Source organism: Niallia sp. FSL K6-0212 (genome assembly GCF_038007605.1).
Taxonomy (GTDB): Bacteria; Bacillota; Bacilli; order Bacillales; family Cytobacillaceae; genus Niallia; species Niallia circulans.
Genome location: NZ_JBBOXL010000001.1, coordinates 2,423,376 through 2,446,426, shown reverse-complemented (window position 1 = coordinate 2,446,426; position 23,051 = coordinate 2,423,376). Strand labels below are relative to the sequence as shown.

Genomic DNA, 23,051 nt, shown 5'->3' with positions numbered 1-23,051 from the left:
TTTCTACATTAATTTGGCCTCCCACAATTTTTGCGGGGGGCCATTTTTATACGACTATGACACGAGAATTTTTACAACTTTAACACATGTGCACCATCAAAGAAGAATAAGTATTTCTCTTCTATTTTTCGCTTTAAGATTTTTTCCAATGCTTCTGTATAAAGCTCTATTTGCACTTTATAGCGTGATTCTAATATTGGTTTTGCTTCTTCATATCCACTCTTATAACGACCAGATATTGTGTCTGTTTTATAATCAAGCAATACAGTACCTAAGTCATCTTCAAAGAATACATCAATAATTCCTTGAATGAGAACAGGCTCTTCTTCTCCCTGCCAATCTGCATATACTCGGCTTGCTGGATAGGCAATATTAAAAGGAATTTCTCGTACAAGCTTTGGTGCCTGCTGCATTCTTTTTCCTAAAGATGATTGGAAAAAGGATAAAATAGAAGAAATATCAATAACTTCGGCCTGCTCAGTCGTTAATAGTTCTTTTTTGACCATCTCTTCTAATAATTGCTTTAGACCAGCTGCCGTAACTTCTGCCTTTACATCTACATGCTGCATAACCATATGCATAGCTGTTCCGATTTCTGCTGGGCTTAATTTTTTTTCCTGCATGAATTTCGGTCGATTCCAGACCGTTTGCTTCCATTTTTCAGCAAGGTCTGTCCCACTTTGAGCATCCCGCAGTTCTCCTTGGCGCTTCAATTCGGATACAGACTGCTTAGAGCGATGAGAGGTGCTTTCCTTAGAAGAATAGGACCATGCGAAAGTTCTCTTAATGTCTTCTTTATAAGCAGAGAAACGATCCATTCGCTTTCCTTCCGATACTATTTCAAGCCATTCATTTTCTTTATTTTCTTCCTCCACCGATCGGTTTAGAAGCTCCTCTTTTTGAAGAATTTTCACTTCCCAATTAGATGGATGAAAAGAAATTTCCTCTTTTTCCCTCCAACTTTCTAAATGAATCCATTTGTTGTCACGATGTCTCACTAATGCTGGACCGATCCAATCTAAGTATGACTTCGCTTGGGCACGATCAAACTCATTTAAAAGCCAATTGGAATGTTCTGCGATTTGGGACCATTTCTGTTTTGCCTTTTCTATATCCTTCACCGCACCTATTAAAATCAGCTTTTCCTTTGCTCTAGTTAATGCAACATATAAGACGCGCATCTCCTCTGCCAGCAACTCCATCTTTTTCTTTTTAGCAAATGCAATTTGCGGGAGGGACGGATAAGATATTCGCTTTTTTGCATCAATATATTTCGTAGCAAAACCTAAATCCTTATCCAATAAAAAGTTCTTTCTTAAATCCATTGTATTGAAATTACGGCCCAATCCTGCCATAAATACAAATGGGAACTCTAAACCTTTACTGCTGTGAATTGTCATAATTCGAATAACATCTTCTTGTTCGGTTAAAGCTCTTGCAGCACCTAAATCATTGCCGCGGTCCCTCATTCTCTCTACAAAACGAAGGAAGCGGAATAACCCGCGAAACGATGTTTCTTCATATTGCCGAGCCCTGTCATAAAGTGCACGCAAATTCGCCTGACGCTGATTTCCTGCTGGTAATCCCCCCACAAAATCATAAAAGTATGTTTCCCGATAAAGCTTCCAAATTAGTTCAGATAACGCCCCTCTTCTTGCCTCAGCGCGCCAATCTGCAAATTTATCAAAGAATGGTCTTATTTTTGCATACAAAGCTTCTTCTTTCTGATTATTGGATTGAATAAAAGCTTGAATAGCTTCACAAAAAGCTCCTTGTTTCTTGGCAATCCGCAGCTTACTTAATTCCTCTTCCGTTAATCCCACAATAGGAGAGCGAAGAACTGAAGCAAGCGGAATATCTTGATATGGATTATCGATAATCTTTAGTAAAGACATCATGATATCCACTTCTGTGGATTCAAAATAGCCTGTTGTTAAATTCGCATAGGTCGGGATATTATACTGCTTTAATTCTTCCATTATTTGCGGAGCCCATGTCATAGACCGCAATAAGATGACCATATCCTTATAACGAATTGGTCGATATGCTTTTTGTTTTGCGTCATATACCTCTTGGTTTGTTTCGAATAATTCTTTTACCTTTTCAGCAATTACTCTTGCCTCCAATTGTGATTGTTCCAGTTCTGCTGCATCAAGTCCCGTTGACTCTCCGTCCATCTCCATGTCTACACTTGAATCACGCTGATTTACTAATGCAACCTCAATCGGATAAGGAGTTTCTTCTGGATAACTTGCACCTAGCTTTAATTCTGCGCTTTCATCGTATTCGATTTCGCCTACTTTTACACCCATAATTTGCTTGAAGAGAAAGTTGGTTCCTTCTAAAACTTCTTTTCTACTGCGAAAATTTTTCGCTAAATCGATTTTATAACCAGCATCTTCCCGTTCTTGAAACCGAAGATATTTCGCTAAGAATAGATTAGGCTCTGCTAATCGGAAGCGATAAATACTTTGTTTTACATCGCCAACCATAAATAGATTTCCTTCCGATTCACTATCCTTTGTTACTAGCTTTAAAATAGATTCCTGCACTAAATTTACATCCTGATACTCATCGATAAGCACTTCTTTAAACTGATTTCGATAAAACCATGCTGCTTCTGATGGAATAAGCTCCGTATTGGTTTCCTCGGGTTGACTTAAGATAGCTAAACAAAAGTGCTCTAAATCAGCAAAGTCCACTAACCCTTTATCCATTTTTATTTGTTGGAATCTTTGCCCAAAGGCCTCCACTAGATAAACAAGTGTCTCCACATGTGGCTTCATCGCCGCCATATCCTTTAAGAAGCTCTGTGGTTTTCTTGTAAAAAGATCGCTTTGCATTTCTTGCAATATTTTTTTTGCACGATCTCTGATTCTTTGTCCCTCCTCCACTAGCGCTGGATCATATTCGTCTCCTTTGCAAGGTTTTGCCCGTGAAAATTTCAATGACTGCATGGCCTCATATAAAGTTTCCCAAGAATGTGCTTTTGCCTTTTCTAAAATAGACACTAATTCTAAATCGTCCAAGAAGTTGCTCGCTCTCGGGGCGGGACCTCCTGGAAGCTTTGTCAATTCGTAGCCATACTCAAGCAGCTTTCTCACACCGTCTAGCTGCAGCTCCACATCATCGATTAAATGCTTCATAAATGGTAATTCAGTAATATCTGCATCTTCTTTCTTATCATACATGTCGATTAAAGACTGTAAATAAGCAGACGGAAATGGATTAGAGCGGGAAAAATCATATATTTCTTGAATCATTCGCTGCAATGCATCATCACTGCGATCATTTGTAAAAGCATCTACTAAATCAAAAAAAGCGAGATTATTTTCCTTTCCGTATTCCTCTTCAAAAAGATCTTCTAAGCATTCATCTCTTAATAATTGTCCTTCTGTTTCATCCGCAATTCTAAAACCTGGATCCAAATCAATGACATAATAATATTTTCGGATAACTTCTAAACAGAAAGAATGAATGGTAGAAATATGGGCTTTATTTAAAAGGGCCAGCTGTCTTTTTAAATGCTGGGAGGCTGGATTTGCATTGATTTCCTTTTCCAGCACTTCGCCGATCCGGTGCTTCATTTCTGCTGCTGATGCGTTCGTAAAGGTAACAACGAGCAATTCATCCACATTAATTGGCTGATCGGATACGATTTTTCGAATCATTCTTTCTACTAATACGGCTGTTTTACCTGAGCCAGCTGCCGCTGCGACTAAAATATCCTGGCCACTAGACATAATTGCTTTCCACTGATCATCTGTCCAGGTAACATCTGCTGGCTTGTCTGGTATATTAATCTCTTTCACTTGTATTAGCCTCCTCTCTAATTAATTGCAGTACTTCGTCTTTTGAGTAGGCTGGCAATTGTCTATATTGGTTTGTTTCTAATGCTTCATCAAATTGACAGACAGACTTAAACGAGCAGAAAGTACAAGGCTTCTTGTCATTTAATCGATAAGGTTCTATGCCTACTTCCCCACTAATAATCTTATTTCCTGAATCTCTATATTTGTGACGTACAAATTTTTGCATTTTGCTAAAGTCGTCTCTAGTAGCTACCTTCGATGCCTTCGTAAGAGTGCCATCGGTTTTAAAGCCTGCCGGTACAATCGGCGAATTCCCTTTTTCCAATGTTTCATCCATTAACTGAATGACTCGTTCTTCTCCAAGCATTAACCCATTCATTTTAAATTTCTTTAATAGCTCTTCTTCGATTTCATCTAATGTGAGGATTTTTTTACTGGAAATCATCGGATTATGAACATGAAAATATAATACTCCAGCCGGGCTCGCTTCCTTATCCACCAAAATCGTGCTGTTTGTAATAATTAAGTCCAAATAAGTCAGCATCTGTAAGGACAAGCCATAGTAAACTTCATTCATATTTAATTCTTGCCCGCTTGATTTATAGTCAATTACACGTAAATATACTTCATCCCCTACTTCTGCTTTATCAACACGGTCGATTCTGCCAATCAGATTCATATTCGTACCGTTTTTCAGCGGAAAAGAAATCGATGGCAGCTTCCCTTTTGGTCCAAATTCAAGCTCTAAATCAATTGGCGAGAAACCGCTATGTTTGGCATGTTCGCTTAAAATAAGAGAAGCTCTGCTAATGATTTGTTCTAGCTTTCTTTTTATATAATGATGTCTATTAGTACTAAGCAATATCTCATTCTGCAATTTAGGTGCGAGCATTTCTACCGCATCTCTTGCTAAACTTTCACATTGCTCTCTTGTTAAACTAGACCACATTAACTCTTGATGCATAACTGTTTCCGCAATATATTTTAAAGCTGCATGAAATAAGTCACCAATAGCAGGCGCTTCTAAACGATATACCTGCCGTTCACGAAGCTTTAATCCATGGGTAGCAAAATGCGAAAATGGACAAGCATGAAATAACTCCATTCTCGAAACACTTGCTGATATGGTATCTCCATACAATTCACTGCTTGTTTGTTCCGATAATTTCTCGGTTTTATTTTGATAAGTTAAACTAGAAAAAACCTTTTTGGCTGGTTCTCTCCAATTTGGGTGTTCGATATACTCATTGTAAACATCCCACCAGAAATCATAGATAGGATACTCTCTTTTCTTCAAATAAAGCTGGCCAGTAAGGTAAGACAAAGTTGTTTGTAAATGAACCACATAATCAAGCTGGCCTTCTTCTGACAATTCTTTCGGATCAGACATATAATAGACAGTTTCAGCTTTTGGAAATAGATCCTGCATTCTTTTGATATAAGTAGATGGCAAGATAGACTTTCCTTCATCGTTTGCCAGTGGATAGGTTAAATAAAGATAATCCGTTGGCGTTGTAAATGCTTTGTATGCAAGAAACTCCTCGTCTAATAACCTTGTTTTGCTTGTAGGAGCAAGCTTCATCCCTTTTTGTTGTAATGATTCTCTATCTGTGTCTGCAAGTATGCCCTCATCCTGAAATCTCGATGGAAAAACACCCTCATTTAGACCGATAACAAACGCAACCTTTATATCATTTAAACGAGACTGTTCTAAGTCAGCAATCAATACTTGATCCAGTGCTGGAGGAACAAGAGAAAACTTTAATGTATCTAGCCCTGCACTAATCACCGTTGCAAATTGCTTGGTTGAAAATTCCTCTTCCCCTAGTATCTCCACAAATTGATCTAATAGATCTACTATACTGTTCCATGCTTGATCATGCTCTCCAGCTTTTACTAGCTCCCCTTTGCTTTCTAACTCATTCTTCCAATACTCCATCTTCACCGGCACTTCTAGCTCTTCTAAAAATAAATATAGTGCTTCACATTTCGCTCTGCCGTTTTTCCCTCTTTTCAAGCGGTTTTGAAGGCGGATTAGAGGCGCAGTTAAAGAGAGACGCAGCTCATTTAATTCTTGTTCGAATTCCTTTTCTGCGTCCGTCTGCACACCTTGTTCAAATTCCAGCCCCTTAATTCTTCGATACTTCCAGCGTTCTTTTGAAGTCCACTTACTTCCCTTTATTCCATATGCAAGACAATAGTTTTCAAGCCTGTCTACTTTTTCTCTAATATTATTTTTGCGTTCATGAAGTGGAAATAGTAACTCTGTTTTTATCGAACGAAACACAGGCTCATAGCGCCAATTTGTATCGAAAATTTCTAAAGAGGAACGGATCAGCTCCACCAAAGGATGATCATGCATTCGACTTTTCTGATCAATAAATATTGGTATATGATAATCTCTAAAAACAGTTTCTATAATATTTTGATAAGCTGACAAATTACGAGAGAGTAAACTAATCTCTCGATAGCGATAATTTTTATGTCTAACGAGTTTTATGATTTCCCGTGCAACCCCTTCTATTTCTGCACGCGGATTTACGCTTTCAGCAAATTTAATAGTTGTATCTTCAGTAAAAGCTACAGCTGGTCTACTATCAAAATGACTCTCTATATGAACTAACGATGGATGGCTATTTTTTTTGAATTCCGTAAGCTTGATAACCTCGACTTTCACTCCTAACTGCTTAGCCATTGCTTGGATTGTTTGGAAGGATTCTGTTGTCATTCGGAATAAACTTAAGTCATCATTTTGGAAAGTAAAAGGATCTAATGTATTCGTAATCGTCACCTTTTCACATGTATGCATTAACTGCTGAATGATTAAATACTCTTGAGGCGTAAAACTATAAAAACCATCAATGTAAATTTCAGCATTTTGCAAATAAGAGGACTCGCTAATCTTTTCCGCAAGCAAACGGAAATAATCCTCACCATCAATGTAATTTCCAATTATTCTTTCTTCAAATTTTTCATAGATTAATTCAAGGTCACTGATTTTATCCTGTAAAGCTTTGGTTGCTTCTTTTGTTCCTTCTAATTGTGCTTTCGTTGCTAACAGTTCCTCTGGAGTAACAGTATATCTTCTAAATTCCGTGACTAATTGTTCTACCTGATCAATAAATCCGTTCTTATCGGCAACCTTTTTAAATAGAGTTAGGTCATTTTTATTCTCTTCTATAATTTTTCGAATCAACATGCTTACACCCATACTATTGATGTGATAGCGGCTGATTCCGCCTGTTTCTTGCAACACTCTCCATGCAAGGCGGGTAAAACTATATACTTGTGAACGAAACATTCCCTGAACATTCGAGCCAGACAACAAACGTTGATCTGACATAAAGGTCATCTGATCTGGAACGATATAAATAATCGGATTCCCTTCTGGATTTTCAGCAAGTTTCGCTTGGATTTCTTCTATACAGAACGTTGTTTTCCCAGTACCAGATCGACCTGTTAATAAGCGGACAGTCATCCAAAATCCCCCCCCTTTTTTCTATCTCCATTATTTTTTCTCTGTAATTATCATCATAACATAGAAACACATGTTTCTATAGAAAAGTGCTGCTGGATAATTTTTCTCTTTTTCTAAGCGTTAATTTTAACAAAAAAATGCTGGGACATAAGTATCCCAGCTTAAGGTAGACCCAAACAATTATACAAAGATACAGATTCATATAATTGTTTGGCTATTTTATTAATTAAAAAAAGATGCTTACGTCCTACTCTTCCCTAAAAGGAAAATTGTATTTCATTAAATGGCCAATAGCGCAAGCTGACTTTCCCAACTACTTGGTCAATAGAAATAAATCCGAAATGTCGGCTATCCCAGCTCCCTAATCGATTATCCCCTAATACAAATAATTTCCCCTTTGGAACTGTAACTTCTCCAGTAATCTCTTTTAATGTAAAATTCCCTGTCAGCCTTCCTGAAGATACTTGTTTGCGGTAGTCATCTAAGAAAGGCTCCTCATACTTTTTCCCATTTATAAATAGGTGGTCATCTCTATATTCTACTTTATCTCCAGGGATGCCAATTACTCGTTTCACATAATCATCATTTTTATTTGCATGAAAAACAATAATATCAAAGTGATTAAAATCAGTCATTTTATAACCAACTTTATTAACAACTAATTTATTTCCGTCCTGCAGGGTAGGCATCATCGACTCGCCTTCCACTACATAATTGGAGAAGAAAAAAGCACGAATTATAATAAAGATGATAATTCCGATAGCAAATGCCTTTAACCATTCTATGCTTTCTTTCTTTATTGCTGCTTTCAACCTCTATCTCCTCCAAACAATATTTACAAACCATTTTTTAATGGCTTCTCTCTTTCTCATCAATCCCTACATTATTCATTTTCATTTCGATTCTTTTTCCAATAAACCAAAGAATAAAGATAGCAATCACAACAGGTATCGTACGTAATGGCTGAGCAATCATGGATCGTAAATCATAACCAATAAAGCTAATCGTACTAATCATAACAAGCTTACCAGCGATTACTGCCAGAATATATTGGCTTGTACTAATTCTCGATAAACCAGCTACTATATTTACAAGTGCAGATGGTGTAAATGGAAAACATAAAAGCAAGAACAAAGGACCAAATCCATGTCTTTCAATCCAGATCATTGGCTTCTGCACTTTTTTATGATTACTTAAAAATCTCAGCATTCTTTTTTTTCCATATTTCCTAATAATCGAGAATACAAGCAATGCTCCTAAAATTGTTCCAACCCATGAATAGAGAAATCCCAGCCAAAATCCAAATGCGTTCACATTAGCCATAATAAAAACAAACAGCGGCAAAAAAGGTAAAAACGCTTCTATCAGCGGCAGCAGGACCCCTGGCAACGGTCCAAATGAACGATAACTATCAATTAAATCCATTATTCTATCAAGTGTAAACCATTCTTTCATTAAGTTTATATCCATGAGCACAAAACCCCTTGTATAACTTACGCATCTTTTTGTATGTGTATTCTTTCAATAGTGTTGATTTTTTAATTAATCCAATAAAATACAAGGATCATTCCGCTCCTTATATAGCCATTCTCATTTTAACATCGGCAGACCCAAAATTACCCTGCCTTTTCCATTTTAATTCATACATTGCTAATAAACATAAAGAGTATGTTAATAAACACTCCATTTATTGCGCTAGAAATTCTTTTATCGCTGCTTTATTCGCTTCTAAATCGACAGATAATACAGCAGCCCCATTCACTCTCATATCTTGAAAAGTTCCGTCTACTGGAACTCTTAACGATTCTACCTCATGACTTTTTGAAGTCAGTAAATCTTTCCCGATAAATAGCATGTCGCCAGTATCCATGCTCGTATTAATATATGGCATAATAACTCCTGCCAATTTGGGTAATTTTGCAAATGTTTGAACCGCAGAAACTTGATCAGCGATTGCTTGTAATGTTTTTTGTTGTCTTGATACTCTGCCAAAGTCTGATTCTGCATCGTGTCGGAAGCGTACATACCCCAGTAACTGTTTTCCATTTAAATGTTGTAGTCCCGGCTCTAATGTCACACCAATATTTTTAGACATTTGCTTTTCTACATCGATCTCTACACCATTTGGGAATGCTTCATCAATTACTGCTTCAAATCCTTCAAAATTAACAATTGCATAATATTGTAAATCTATATCAAAATTTTGTTTAATGGTTTGTCTTAGTAATTCAGGACCGTCAATCGTATATGCTGTATTGATTCTACCTTGTCCATATCCTGGTATATCTACATACATGTCTCTCATTAACGATATGATTTTATATGTTCCTTTATCTGGATGATATTGGGCAATCATAATTGTATCTGTTCTAGATTGCTTTTCACCTTTACGCTGGTCGCTTCCCAGTAAAAGAATATTCGTGCCCCCATTACTATCTTTTTCCCCATTAAATTCATATTTAACCTCGTCTATTCCTATCTTCCCTAACGATTGCTTTTCGCCTTGCTTAAATTGAAAAATACTATATATAGTTACAGCTAGTATAAATAGAATAAGGAATAGAAAGAAGACTCTTCCTTTTCGTAATCTCCTTCTTTTCTTTCCTTTTCTATACTCCGCTCTCCCCATTTCTTTTAATCCTTTCTATATCAATCTCATTTTTTAATTATTTCATTATTAATTGTAACCTTCGCAAAAAATTTATAGACCTTCTTTTCCATGTAAATTCCTACTGTTATCTAGCCCCTTAATTGCTTTGTCATTATCTTTCTTTTTACTATCATATCAAAAAATGCTCCATTCTACATTTTTTTCTGCTTAAAATTACATTGCAAGGTAACATTGTCCTTTTTCTCTCTTTTTCCATATACGCTCCTCTTAAAATTTCTCTTCCAAAAGAATATTCTTATATCAACAAAAAGAGGGCACCCAACGGCGCCCTCTTAATTTCTTATATATACTCTAAAAACCAATTGTTAATATAGTTTAATCTTTCTATTCGAAGTGCGGGTTTGCCACTCCTGGAAAGTTCATGATTTGATTCTGGAAAACGGACAAATTTTGTTTCTTTCTTTTGTGCCTTTAAGGCAATAAACAACTGTTCTGCCTGTTCAATTGGACAACGATAGTCTTTTTCACCATGTAATATTAGTAAAGGTGTTTGTATATTATTTACATAGGCTAACGGAGAATGCTTCCACAGTGTTTCTATATCATTTAAATCTGCTTTTATTTGCCAATCAGTGAAGTAATACCCTATATCACTAACCCCATAGAAACTAATCCAATTAGAGATCGAGCGCTGTGTAACAGCTGCCTTGAAACGGTCTGTATGTCCAACAATCCAGTTTGTCATAAAGCCGCCATAGCTTCCCCCTGTAACCCCTAGGCGAGAAGCATCAATAAAATCAAATGTTTCTATTGTATAATCAACGGCATCCATAATATCTTCATAATCCTTTCCACCATAATCTCCACGTACAGCATCTACAAATTGCTGTCCATATCCATGGCTTCCTCTCGGATTAATAAATAATACAGCAAAACCATTGGAGGCTAATGTTTGAAATTCATGAAAATAAGAATTAGCATACATTGCATGCGGTCCTCCATGAATCTCTACTACCATCGGATATTTTTCGCCCTCTTTAAAACCTTGTGGCTTCATTAACCACCCATGAAGCTCCCAACCATCCCGAGACACAATTTGAAGCGGCTCTGCTTCAGAGAAAGCATGAGTTTCCGCAAACTCCTTATTTATATTTGTTATTTGCTGAGTTTCGCCAGTCTCTAAATTTAATGTATATAAATCTCCAGGATGTGTAGGTGTGCTAATAGCCACTACCGCTTTTTTTAAACTGCCTCCTGTAGATAAACCATAAACATGCTGGTTATCTATAAGAGATGGATAGATAGCTCCAGAAGTATTTCCAAAATAAACAACTGTATTTCCGTGATCTGTTGCTAAAAAGGTAAAACTTTCATTGTCCTCTCCCCACAGCATACCAGGCGTTACAGTTCCCTGTTGAAAATCACCGATTGCATAATCCCCAACATTCACATCCCATTCTGGAGTTAAGCATTGTAGAGAATCCGTTTCTATCTCATACACCCATAGCTGAGATAAGGTAGCATTTTCATACTCTCTGCCGCTCCCTATTAATCCTAATCTTCTACTATCAGGAGTCCATGTTGCTTTTCCGTAATTTCCATTGCTTTCCGTAATCTTCTTCCAACTGTCTTCTTTTCTATTATAGAGATAAATATCAGAGATAAAACTGAAATCCTTTTCTTTGCTTTCATCTGCACTAATTGCTATGTATTGCCCATCGGGTGACCAGCTTTGCAAATAATAATTATTTTCTCCAGAAGTAAGTTGTGTGATTGTTTTATTCTTAATATTTAAGACAGCAATATGATCATAGCTGCCATCCCAAAAGCCCTTTCCGTCTGATTTATATTTCATATTTGTCACTTCTAGAGCAGAGAGCTTTTCCTCCTTCTGGTCTGTTTTCATCTCTTTATTTTCTACTGTTTCTCCTTTTTTTAAATAGCATTGAAAAGCTATTTCTGTCCCATCAGGTGACCATACTGGATTACTCACTCCGTTCGCTAAAGAAGTAAGCTGCTCCGCTTCTCCACCTTTTTTACTTAATAAAAATAATTGATTTGTTCCAGAACGATTAGAAATAAAGACAACTTCTTCTCCAGTCGGTGACCATCTTGGAGAATGATTTCGATGTTTCCCAAACGTCCATTGCATTGTTTCAAGTGTGTTTAGATCTTTATGATAAATATTGGAATAATATTTATCAGTCTCTTTGCAAATGGAAGTGACTACATACAAACATTCTTCCCCTTTTACTTGAGGATCCACCACAGATTTTAATTCATATAAATCTTCTGCATTTATTCTTTTACTTTCTTTCACTTCCATCTTCCTTCCTTATTAAAATAATTATATATTTCGACAACTGAAATACCTTTCCCTTCTTCAGCTGCCTTTTTTCTTTTCTATATTTTATCAAAGATAGCAATTGAGCCTCGTACATACAGAGGCAAATCTGTAACCCACCCGAAAATTGTCATTATTCACTTGAAAATAGTAAATAAAAAAGGTATGATCATAAACAGAGAACAAATGTTCTGTTTCATATTGAAGGAAAGGGGTAACGAGTATGACAAGAATTCCTGAAATAGAAAGAGATGTTATGGAAAAAGCTATTTATCTTCCTATGCTTTTAACAATACTTAATCGAGATCTGCAGGTCATCAAAATAAGTAATTTAAAATTAAAACAACCTTATATAGATTTACTCGAAAATGCAATGAAAGTAGTACAATCGGAGTTAAGAAAAACGAAGAGTTATATGTATAAGCATACAATGAAGATTCAAGAAGTAAATCGTGATGAAGCATTTACCATGTTTTTATTTATTTATAACGGCTATGAAGAATATCATAACTACTTTAACCCCCGCCTTCGGAATAAAGTTCAAGAATTATTGGAACATTATTTATACAAAAGGTTTACTATTAGCTAACAAAAACAAATAAAAAAAGTTCAATTACTATCCTGCTTTTTTTTATACATCATTTGAGCTTCTGCTAATTTTTTTTGTTTATCCACCAGTAAACTTTTATATGTTAACTTGGGATTAATACTTGCTTCATGATTATAACGCTGTAATGTTTTAAGAGAATTTGTCCGCATTATTTGATTTCTTAGGGTATAGAGCGAAACCCCTATTTCTACACTTTGCAAATTTTGAAACGTTATTCTTACCTTAGAGGCTTCTATTTTTTTGGTATCAAGAATATGATGAAGAGAAATCCATGCACAGTTGTTATTCCTAGGAGAATGAGTGGGAAAAAAATAAACGGAATTAAAATCATCAATTACAATTGGAAGTTTATGATAATAGGTCATTAGTTGGCGAGTCCCCTCCCTTCTCCCTTCATAAGAACTTCCCAGATAACCACATGTTGCTTTCACAATCATTAACGGACTAAGTTTGCATAAGAAAACATTATTATGTTCATATACCTTTGAATAGATATCGCCATTAGCTACAATAGAAGGCAAGACTGCAAGCGTATGATAATTAATATAATACTTATCGACTATTAAAAAATTTTCTTCCAACGATAAATCCTCCTTTTTTAGTAATCTTCCCCTATAATAGCACTTTTTACCTAATGAATCTTAAGACAAAATAATTTTTCAGAATATAGACATACTTTATAATCAAATTTCATAATTTTTAAAAAACAAATTGATAATTATCCATTTCTCCCATATAATATTAAAAAGGCATCAGGAGGGAAAGACAATGAATGATAAGTCCTATACTGAGTTTACAAAGTTAAGTGGCCAGAAAAAAAACACAAATACTTATGTAAAAGACCTCTATATTGAAATGTTGCTTTCTGAAATTCAATTAAATAATGAAAAAGCAAATTTGATGTCCTTGATTGATAAAGCCATTGATGAACATGACAGAGAAACATTCAACGAACTGAGCAGCAAATTTAATTTATTATGTAAGCGCTTCGGAACTTGATAATAATGGATTATTTTAAAGCTAAAGGATGTTCTTAAAGAGTCTAATCACCTACTATGATTAAATTCTTTAAGACATCCTTTATTTTTGGATTATTATTTTTTCTGATTTTGTAATCGAATGCTTTCTTCTTCCAGCTTACTAATTCTCTCCAGCATCGTCGGATGGCTATAGCGGAATATTTTTACCAATAAAGGTGGATTCACTTCACTCAGTCCGGTCTTTGCTAGCTTCTGAAATGTAACAATACCCGCCTCTGGATTTTCTGTTAATTCGACTGCATAATGATCAGCTCTTTTTTCCTCATATCTTGAAATGACATTAGTTAATGGATTTACAGTAAATAGCAGCATCGAAATTAATAAAAGAATTAAAGGGAAGGACTGTATATCCTCTACTTTTACAATTTTAAGTTCTGTCCCCCATCGATTTACAATCCAGTGCAGCAATTTATAAATAAAATACACACCAAATAAAGAGGAAAATAAGGAGATGCCTATTCCTATATAAATATGTTTTTCTACATAATGAGCCATTTCATGTGCCATTACAAATAAAATTTCGTCATTATCTAATTCCTTTAAACTAGTATCCCACAGCACAATTCTTGCATTGCTCCCTATCCCTGTAACATAAGCATTTAACGCCCTCGTTTTATCTGACATATTTACTTCAAAAACATGCTCTGCTGGAATATTAGAAGCACTCGCAAGCTTCAATATCTCTGCCTCTAATTCTTTATCCTTTAAAGGGGTGAAATCATTGTATAGCGGGTCAATGACGACAGGCTGAATAAACGTGAGAAATAAAGTAAAAGGAATGGATAGTACCCAGGCATAAAGCCACCACCTCTTTTGACTCTTGCTCATTAGCCAGTATAAGACGGAAACAATAAGAAACATAATGACATAATTCACCCAAAAATCAATGAATTGATCCTTCATCCAAGAAGGAAAGCTCTGGGTAGAAATATGATAGGTTTTCGATACAGAATAACTAATATAACTAAGTGGAAAGGTAATAATAAAGGCAGTTATATTCAGCCAAAATAAGTAAATAGCCGTTTGTATCGACTTATATTTCGCAGAAGCCTCTCCCCATTTTTTAAATACTTTGGAAAAACCAAATAACAAAACAAATAAGTAAAAAAGCCATTCAAATGGTGTAGAAATAAAAAACAAGAAGTTCCTTACCCGTGAATATTCCCCACTTAATACTAATTCTCTGCTATTTAAAAAGGTACTTGGATCTGCTTGGGATCCTTGATATTCAAAGGGCAAAGCTGGACTAGTATATTGAAATAAATACCAATAAAAAAACAAACCGTATAACACATAGGCAACTACTGCATAAAAGCCAATTTTTCTAGTCATAATCTCCCTCCTGCCTGCCTAGTACAACCTATTATTAATAAGTAGTCCAAAAAGAATTTTTTTAGAACTAAAAGGAGATATTTTCACTATTTATTTTGATGTAAAAAAAGCGTATCCAGCTCTCCGTTGCACTCTTACTTTCAAAAAGGGTATAAAAAAAGCATCCAAAATAAGAAGAAACCTTCTATCATTTAAGATGCTAAAAATTATTCTTCTATATAATCAATAAATCAATTGCAGAAAATCTTCTTTTGTCACATTTCCAAAATAATGCTTTATGGAAATATCGCCTAATGCCTTTTCTAATTCGGAGCGGTCATAGCGGACCCCGATCAGTCGTTTTTCAATATCTTCTACATCGCCAACTCCAAAGAAATCACCATAAATTTTGCAGTTTTTCACAATTCCTTTTACTACATCAAATCTTACATCGATTTGACCAACTGGGAAACGATGTGAATGCTGTAAATTGAATTTAGGAGATTTGCCATAATTCCAATCCCAATTTTGATATCTTTCTTTAGATAATTGATGAATTTTTTCCCAATCTTCTGCTGTTAAGACATATTCTTGAATATTCTCTTCCCCTTCAAAAAGATAGCTTAATAACAGGCTGCGAAATTCTTGAATGGATATTTTTTCTGGAAGAAATTCAGTAATGTTTGCTACTCTGCTTCTTACTGATTTAATCCCTTTGGATTCGATTTTGTCTTTTTTCACTTTTAGCGCTGACACAATATGATCCATTTCTGAATCAAATAATAATGTTCCGTGCGTAAACATTCTTCCTCTTGTAGAAAATTGTGCATTGCCAGAAATTTTTCTACCTTCAGCAAGAAGATCATTACGACCACTTAATTCAGCATTTACTCCCATGCTTTTAAGTGCTTGAACAACAGGCTCGGTGAATTTTCTAAAGTTATGAAAGCTATTCCCGTCATCTTTCGTGATAAAGCTATAGCTTAAATTACCTAAGTCATGATAGACGGCACCGCCGCCAGATAATCTTCTAACAACATGTATGCCATTTGACTCTACATAATCAGTATTAATTTCTTCTATCGTATTCTGGTTTTTCCCAATAATGATAGAAGGTTCATTTATATAAAATAAAAGATACGTTTCATTTATGTCTAAGTTTTTCAAAGCATACTCTTCAATTGCTAGATTAATGCGTGGATCTGTTATCCCTTTATTATCTATAAACAGCATAAAAAGACACCCCTTATAATTTTGTAGAATTATATCCAATTTTCCCGAATTTAATTACCCTTTTATACTATAACGAAAAAACGGGAAATAATCACTTCATTTGTACTTTTTTCATCGAATTGGCAAAGTTTAAGAAATGGAGTGATCTTTTAGACACCATATAAAAAGCTGCAACTATGTATCTTCCCCACACTCTATCAAGGTTTCGCACAATAGAGGTAACTTAAGAAGATATAAAGTTAGCAGCTTTTTCAAATTATTCTACTGTTACTTCTACTTCCTTATTTGTATAATACCGTTTGTATTTAAAAATAAAATAAACAGCTGTACCTGCAAAGAATACAAGTGGGTAAATACCAAGAATCTCTGCATTATGCCACATAAAGTCCATATCACCAGTAGAGATAACTGCTTTTAATCCAGCTACTGAATAAGACATTGGCAATAGATTGTGAATATGTTGTAAAACATTTGGTATTAACTCTAATGGGAAAGTACCCGCACTTGTTGTTAATTGGAAAATCATGATGATGACGATAATAAATCGTCCTGGGTTTCCAAATAAAGTAACCAAAAATTGAATAATCGAGAAAAACACTAAACTAGTTAGAATGGTAAATAGGATAAACAATGGTACACTTTCCACTTCCATTCCTAAGATGACTAGCAACACAAAGGAGGCAACTAAAGCCTGTAAGATTCCTACCCCAATCAAAATAATCGTTTTGCTTAAGAACCAACGAATTCCACTTTTTGGCTGTTCTTCTGGTTCTGCAAAAGAGAACACAATTGAGAGCATTAATGCACCAACAAATAGTCCTAGCGAAATGAAATATGGAGCTAAGCCAGTTCCATAGTTTGGCACATCCGATACTTTGTCTTGGTCAACTAAGATTGGTTCAGCTATCATGTCATATGTTTTTTCATCAGAATGGATGGAACTTGCTTCCTCAGCTCCGTCTGATAATTTAGACGAAAGCTCCTTGCTTCCATCTAATAAGGATGATGTTCCATTTACCAATTCTTTTGATCCATCTTTGAGCAAATTGGTTCCATCTGATAAAGCAGTCGATCCTGTTGCAAGTGTATTCATCCCTGATACTAAAGTATTTGCACCAGAAGACAATTTAGTAGAACCATCAACAGCTTTTGCGAATTCAGAAGCATACTTATTCATACCAGCCACAAATTGTTCCTGACCAGCTACCTGCTGTTTTACCCCATTTTCTAGCTGGCTGCTTCCATCACTTAACTGATTAATGCCTGTTTGCAATTGTTTTTGCCCTTTATTTAAGTCTGTTATGCCATTAGACAAGCTTGTTCCGCCGGCTGCAAGCTGGTCTGCTGCTTGACTTAACGCTTTTGTATTGGTGGCAATCGAAGAACTGCCGTCCACCAACCCTTTAAGTGCTGCTACAAGCTGCTGCTTATTTTCTTCTGGCAAACCTTGCAGCATGGGCATTATCGCATTAATTGTTTCCTGTAAGGTTGTTGCACCTTCATGCAACTGATTAGCTCCAGCAGCTAATTGTTCTGATTTATCGCTCCAGTCTGTTAAGCCTTGTGTTAAAGTATTGGAGCCTGTTTGCAGCTTATTTGTCCCTTCTATTAACGAAGGAATATTTGCTTTAACTGTGTTGATTCCATCTTTGGCTTGCGAAACACCATCAAGAATTGCCTGGTCTCCCCCTTGCAGTTTCTGTGCAGCATTATTTAATTCCCCTTGGGCTGATTGCAATTGCGTTAATCCTTGCTTTAAATCATCTGCTCCATTTGCAAGCTCTTTCACTCCATTATTAGCACTATTAACACCATCGGAAAATTGTATAGACTTTTCAGCAAGTGTTTCTAGATTTTTATACACTTCTTCTGTACCCGATTTTACTTTATCTGTTCCATCTTTTAAATCTTTTGCACCATTACTTGCTGTTTTTAAGCCGTCTGACATTTCCGTAATATTTTCAAAAATAGATTCCGCATAGGTTTCTGTCACTTCTTTACTAACACCTTGCTTTATTTTTTCAATTGCGGAATTCCCTATTTGAGAAGAAATAAAGTTATATCCTGGATTAGAAACATATTTTAGATCCAATTTTTGTGGATTATCTTCAAGTAATGTTGTCGCATTATCGGAAAAATCCTTTGGGATTTCTATCAGCATATAATACTTCTGATTTTTTAAATTTTTATAAGCAGTTTCTTTATCGACAAATTTAAAATTAAAGTCTTCGCTGTCCTTTAAATTTTCCACTAAATCTTTTCCAATATCTAATGTTTTTCCATTCATCTCTGTCCCAGTATCTTCATTCACAACGGCAACAGGCAATTTATCTAAGTTTCCATAAGGATCCCAGAAGGCCCATAAATAAATACCAGCATATAATATCGGAACAAACACAATAGCGATAACAGAGATCAGCATCATTTTATTTTTAAAAATAGAGGACAGCTCTGCCTTTAGTAAACTTTGTTTCATATAATTCCCTCCATTTTTAATCAATCATTTATCCTATAAAAAACAATTCTAATAGCTTAGTTAAAAGAAAAACATCCTGGTTATTAACTTTAATAACTAACAGACTATTTTCTCATTTATTAAGCGGGTTTGCTAATCCATGAAATAAATGTAATTCAAAACTAGAAGCTATTTCCTCTGTAGTAAGAGGTGGATGTTGTTTCTCCCACTCAAAAATTAGCGCTAAGTATACTTTAATAATAATAAAGGATGTCAACTCTGGATTCTGGGTTTCAATCTCTCCTTTATCTATCGCTTCTTGTACACGTGTTTTCATATAATTTAAGATCGCATTTTCTAAATGGCTAATTACTTCCTTTACTTCCAGCGTACCAATTTCTCGCTGTTCTTGAAAAAGCTTAACCGTCAGATGATGCTCTTTACGGTATTCAAGCATATTCATCAGTGCACGATGGGCATTTTCCATAAACGTAGAAGAAGGATCAAATGACTCATCTGCTCTTTCCTTCATTTCTTTAATTAAATCATTAACAATTTCAAAAAAGAGCTCCTCTTTATTCTTAAAAAAAGTATAGATCGTTCCTTTTCCTACATTTGCAATTTTAGCGACATGATCCATAGTTGTTGCTTTATAACCAAACATAGAAAATGATTTAGTCGCTGCTTCTAAAATAAGCTTCCTACGATCAACAGCCAAATATTCCACCTCTTTCTTTCCATGCGAATAAAAACAGTTTCTCCAGTTATGTAGAAGAAATTTTCTCTCCAACCATTTATTCGCACTTATTCGCCATTTATGCATTCATTATTGATTCACCACAAAACTGACTAAAATAACATTTCGGTCAGTTAGTACAAAAAAGAATATATCACAGAGTTAAACCCGTTGCAACAAAAGAAACCAAGTGATTTTCGAAAAAATCACTTGGTTCCGTTTACAATATAATAATGTCAACAAAAATAATTTACGGCACTTTACCCTTTAATAGGTACTGCAATTTCTTTTAAAACCACTGTTGCTAGTGCGTCAATAAATTCCGGCTGAGCATTTGGCATTTTTGGTCGATAATAGCTTGCTCCAACTTCTTCCGTCACAACAAAGCACTCGTAATCATTGTCATATAAGACTTCTAGATGTTCCGCTACAAATCCTACTGGCACATATACAAATGCTTTATATCCATATTTCGCATGTAAATCTCTTGTTAAATCCTGGACATCTGGACCAAGCCAAGGATCTGGTGTATTTCCCGCACTTTGCCAGCCTAGATAATAAGTAGATATACCTGCTCCCTTTGCAATTAACTCTGCTGTATCCTTTAATTGGTCTGGATAAGGATCTCCATATTGAAGGATTTTTTCTGGCAAACTATGCGCAGAGACAATTAACGCTGCATTTTCTCGTTCTTCTTGTGACATTTTAGCGTATGTCTCTTTTAATTGATTAATCCAATAACGAATAAATTTGGGCTCCTTATACCAGCTTTCGATACTATGAATGGTTAAGCCCCCTAATTTTTCTGCTTCTTCTTTAGCACGATTATTATATGCCTTAATACTAAAGGTAGAGTAATGAGGGGCTAACACAATACTCACTGCTTCTTCGATTCCATCTTCATGCATCATCTTTACTGCATCTTCTACAAATGGTTCAATATGCTTCAATCCTAAATACATTTTAAATTCAATATCTTCTTGTATCTCATTAAGATGTGCTTCTAAACCCTTTGCTTGTTCCATCGTAATTTTTGCTAATGGAGAAATGCCGCCAATTGCTTCGTAGCGACTTTTTAAATCTGCCAGCATTTCATCTGTCGGCTTTCTACCATGTCTAATATCTGTATAATATCTTTCAATATCTTCTTCCTTATATGGTGTACCATATGCCATAACGAGAAGCCCCATTTTTTTTCGACTCATTTTTCATTACCTCGCTTCTTTCTATTATTTTGTATCTTTTTGATTTTAGCTATCCTTAAAATCCCTTTTATTTGCCTGAGCGCTTACTACTTAGTAAGTCACCGGAATATTCATGAATAAAACCAGTCAATTTTTTCAAAACAGCTGGATCTACATCTGGGAACACACCATGTCCTAAATTAAAGATAAAGCCTTGCTGCTCTATTCCCTGTTCAATGATTTGCTTTGCTTTTTCCTCAATAACACTCCATGGTGCAAGAAGTACTGCGGGATCTAAATTTCCTTGTACAGCTTTGGTTACTCCCATTTTTCTTGCTTCTGATATAGGTAAGCGCCAATCTAGCCCAACTACATCTAAAGAAAGATCATTCCATTCAAGCGCCAAATGACTCGCCCCGACTCCATGCATAATGAAAGGAACATTTTCATTCTCCAGCTCAGAAAAAATCCTATTCATGACCGGCTTTATAAATAATCGATAGTCCTCCACATTTAAAGCACCTACCCACGAATCGAATATTTGAATCGCACTAGCACCTGCATTAATTTGCGCCTTTACGTAGGTAACCACCATATTACCAAGCTTTTCCATTAAAGCATACCAAGCTTCTGGTTTAGCATACATAAACGCTTTTGTCTTATGATAGTTTTTGGATGGTCCACCTTCAATCATGTAACTAGCAAGAGTAAAAGGAGCGCCGGAAAAGCCTATTAACGGAACATTTAATTGTTCGGTTGTAAGCAGTTTAATCGTGTCAAGGACATATTTAATATCTTGCTCAGGATGTAACATACCAAGTCTTGTAATATCCTCCATTGACTGAATAGGATTCTCTATCACAGGTCCGATTCCTGATTTTATTTCCACATCAACCCCAATGGCCGGAAGCGGCGTCATAATATCTTTATATAATACTGCAGCATCTACATCATACTGATCAACCGGCAATTTCGTAACATAAGCACATAGCTCTGGCTGATGCGTTATTTCAAATAAAGAATATTTCTCTTTAATTGCTCGGTATTCAGGCTGCGAGCGGCCTGCCTGTCGCATATACCATACCGGAACATATTCAGTGGGCTGTCCTTTTGCCGCTTTAATAAATGTATCTTTCATCTGTTTATTCATCCTTTTGATGTCCACCTTTCAAAGGTATGTATTTCGTTCTATATAGTGATTAACGTTTTTTATTTATAATAATTATTAAGTTATAATATTTATAAATAATATGCAAGTAAAAAGTTTTTTAAACAAATTTTTTTATGAACAACATTTGTTTCCAAGTTATTACCATCCCAATAAAAAGGAATGCCTGTCCTAGACATCCCATTCTTTTTTTTTACTATATGTAAAAATCTTCTTTCCCAATCATGCATATATTTCAATAATATATCTTTTTTACTATCTTTGCATAGATAACTTATCACTTTGTCACAATTTAGACATTTTTTACCCAAAATTAAAGGAGATTACACCTCTTTTGCTAATTATAGGCAGCGCATACAAAAAGTTAAATCATGAGAACATAAGGGAAAAGCTTTAAATGGAACTAGGCATCTCGAATAACACGGTAGTTAATGTTAATATACAAATGAGAATAGTTTAAGAGGGTTTTATCGTAACTTTCCGCTTTCTATTGTATGCTTAAAATATCCTTATGACTTGGAGGGAGATTAGTGAATATCTATCTTACTAGCGGAACCTATGATTATTTAGGGAAAAAATACGAAAGTAAGTTTTCGAATGAAACATTGTTATTAATGCAGGAAGAAGCCAGCGATCGGGCGATACTACTACACGAAAGTCAAGCTCCTTCTTTCTTCCAAGAACCAAGAAGCTATGACATTTTATTCAGTTATGGAATGTTAGAAAATAAAGGGTTTATTACCATGAATCATATTCCAGTAAGTGAAGAAAATAAACCTGTTTTCGAGCATAAGATGATGAAGTACTTTACATCTATCCCAAACAAAACAATGACAGCTATACGCTTCCTTCGTCCTGCTAAGGGAGACACCTATATCCTCTTTTGTCTATGGGAAGAAAAAGCGAATTATATAAAATGGAAACAGCCCGAAGCAAATGTAGAAGCTCCCATAGGTAAGAGTAATGAAAAAAGCTGGAATAGTTCCCAGCATTCTATCTTTAATGGAAAACCGTATTTTGTACAATTAACGATTCCAAATGAAGAAAAAGCGTAATTAATCTAGTAGCC

Annotated in this window: 16 protein-coding genes; 3 read left to right on the top strand and 13 right to left on the bottom strand. The window is 35.4% G+C overall.

The window, feature by feature from the left end; all coding sequences use genetic code 11:
* Positions 1 to 71: 71 nt before the first annotated feature.
* The 6 genes from addA to MHH96_RS11570 form a co-directional block, all read right to left on the bottom strand.
* A complete protein-coding gene (gene addA / locus MHH96_RS11595) occupies positions 72 to 3,812 on the bottom strand; it encodes a helicase-exonuclease AddAB subunit AddA (RefSeq protein WP_341117361.1) in 3,741 nt (1,246 codons plus the stop codon).
* A complete protein-coding gene (gene addB, locus MHH96_RS11590) occupies positions 3,799 to 7,290 on the bottom strand; it encodes a helicase-exonuclease AddAB subunit AddB (protein ID WP_047943092.1) in 3,492 nt (1,163 codons plus the stop codon). The genes addA and addB overlap by 14 nt, the downstream gene beginning before the upstream one ends.
* A gap of 257 nt (positions 7,291 to 7,547) precedes the next feature.
* Positions 7,548 to 8,102: a signal peptidase I gene (gene lepB, locus MHH96_RS11585; RefSeq protein ID WP_047943091.1), complete on the bottom strand. Its 555-nt coding sequence runs from the start codon at positions 8,100 to 8,102 to the stop codon at positions 7,548 to 7,550.
* 37 nt (positions 8,103 to 8,139) lie between these two features.
* Positions 8,140 to 8,760 (bottom strand): TVP38/TMEM64 family protein, encoded by a 621-nt coding sequence (locus tag MHH96_RS11580; RefSeq protein WP_047943089.1) that lies wholly within the window; start codon positions 8,758 to 8,760, stop codon positions 8,140 to 8,142.
* A gap of 217 nt (positions 8,761 to 8,977) precedes the next feature.
* Complete coding sequence (locus MHH96_RS11575; RefSeq protein ID WP_047943088.1) at positions 8,978 to 9,919, bottom strand: LCP family protein; 942 nt, start codon at positions 9,917 to 9,919, stop codon at positions 8,978 to 8,980.
* Positions 9,920 to 10,241: 322 nt separating this feature from the next.
* The gene (locus MHH96_RS11570; protein ID WP_047943086.1) at positions 10,242 to 12,227 is read right to left on the bottom strand and encodes a S9 family peptidase; all 1,986 of its coding nucleotides are present in this window, start codon (positions 12,225 to 12,227) and stop codon (positions 10,242 to 10,244) included.
* 241 nt (positions 12,228 to 12,468) lie between these two features.
* Between MHH96_RS11570 and MHH96_RS11565 the strand changes: the two genes are divergently transcribed.
* Positions 12,469 to 12,834 carry a hypothetical protein gene (locus tag MHH96_RS11565; RefSeq protein WP_047943085.1) on the top strand — a complete coding sequence of 122 codons (366 nt, stop codon included), beginning with the start codon at positions 12,469 to 12,471 and terminating at the stop codon, positions 12,832 to 12,834.
* A gap of 20 nt (positions 12,835 to 12,854) precedes the next feature.
* Here the strand turns inward: MHH96_RS11565 and MHH96_RS11560 are convergent, their stop codons facing one another.
* Entirely contained in the window at positions 12,855 to 13,436 is a 582-nt protein-coding gene (locus MHH96_RS11560; protein ID WP_053215721.1) for a competence protein ComK, read from the bottom strand.
* Between the two features lie 187 nt (positions 13,437 to 13,623).
* Here MHH96_RS11560 and MHH96_RS11555 point away from each other — a divergent pair, with 187 nt between their 5' ends.
* Positions 13,624 to 13,854: an IDEAL domain-containing protein gene (locus MHH96_RS11555; RefSeq protein ID WP_047943083.1), complete on the top strand. Its 231-nt coding sequence runs from the start codon at positions 13,624 to 13,626 to the stop codon at positions 13,852 to 13,854.
* A gap of 95 nt (positions 13,855 to 13,949) precedes the next feature.
* Here the strand turns inward: MHH96_RS11555 and MHH96_RS11550 are convergent, their stop codons facing one another.
* The 6 genes from MHH96_RS11550 to hemE form a co-directional block, all read right to left on the bottom strand.
* Positions 13,950 to 15,227: a M48 family metallopeptidase gene (locus MHH96_RS11550; protein ID WP_047943080.1), complete on the bottom strand. Its 1,278-nt coding sequence runs from the start codon at positions 15,225 to 15,227 to the stop codon at positions 13,950 to 13,952.
* Positions 15,228 to 15,449: 222 nt separating this feature from the next.
* Positions 15,450 to 16,439, bottom strand: coding sequence for a lipoate--protein ligase (locus MHH96_RS11545; RefSeq protein ID WP_047943079.1), 990 nt, complete (start codon positions 16,437 to 16,439; stop codon positions 15,450 to 15,452).
* 256 nt (positions 16,440 to 16,695) lie between these two features.
* Positions 16,696 to 18,915: a YhgE/Pip domain-containing protein gene (locus MHH96_RS11540; RefSeq protein WP_047943078.1), complete on the bottom strand. Its 2,220-nt coding sequence runs from the start codon at positions 18,913 to 18,915 to the stop codon at positions 16,696 to 16,698.
* A gap of 112 nt (positions 18,916 to 19,027) precedes the next feature.
* Entirely contained in the window at positions 19,028 to 19,612 is a 585-nt protein-coding gene (locus tag MHH96_RS11535; RefSeq protein WP_047943077.1) for a TetR/AcrR family transcriptional regulator, read from the bottom strand.
* 278 nt (positions 19,613 to 19,890) lie between these two features.
* Positions 19,891 to 20,835 (bottom strand): ferrochelatase, encoded by a 945-nt coding sequence (hemH, locus tag MHH96_RS11530; RefSeq protein ID WP_144545333.1) that lies wholly within the window; start codon positions 20,833 to 20,835, stop codon positions 19,891 to 19,893.
* A gap of 67 nt (positions 20,836 to 20,902) precedes the next feature.
* On the bottom strand, positions 20,903 to 21,964 hold the full coding sequence (gene hemE, locus MHH96_RS11525) for a uroporphyrinogen decarboxylase (protein WP_095320239.1): 1,062 nt from the start codon (positions 21,962 to 21,964) through the stop codon (positions 20,903 to 20,905).
* A 548-nt stretch (positions 21,965 to 22,512) separates the two neighbouring features.
* Between hemE and MHH96_RS11520 the strand changes: the two genes are divergently transcribed.
* The gene (locus MHH96_RS11520) at positions 22,513 to 23,037 is read left to right on the top strand and encodes an antibiotic biosynthesis monooxygenase (protein ID WP_341117349.1); all 525 of its coding nucleotides are present in this window, start codon (positions 22,513 to 22,515) and stop codon (positions 23,035 to 23,037) included.
* The last annotated feature ends 14 nt before the right edge of the window (positions 23,038 to 23,051 follow it).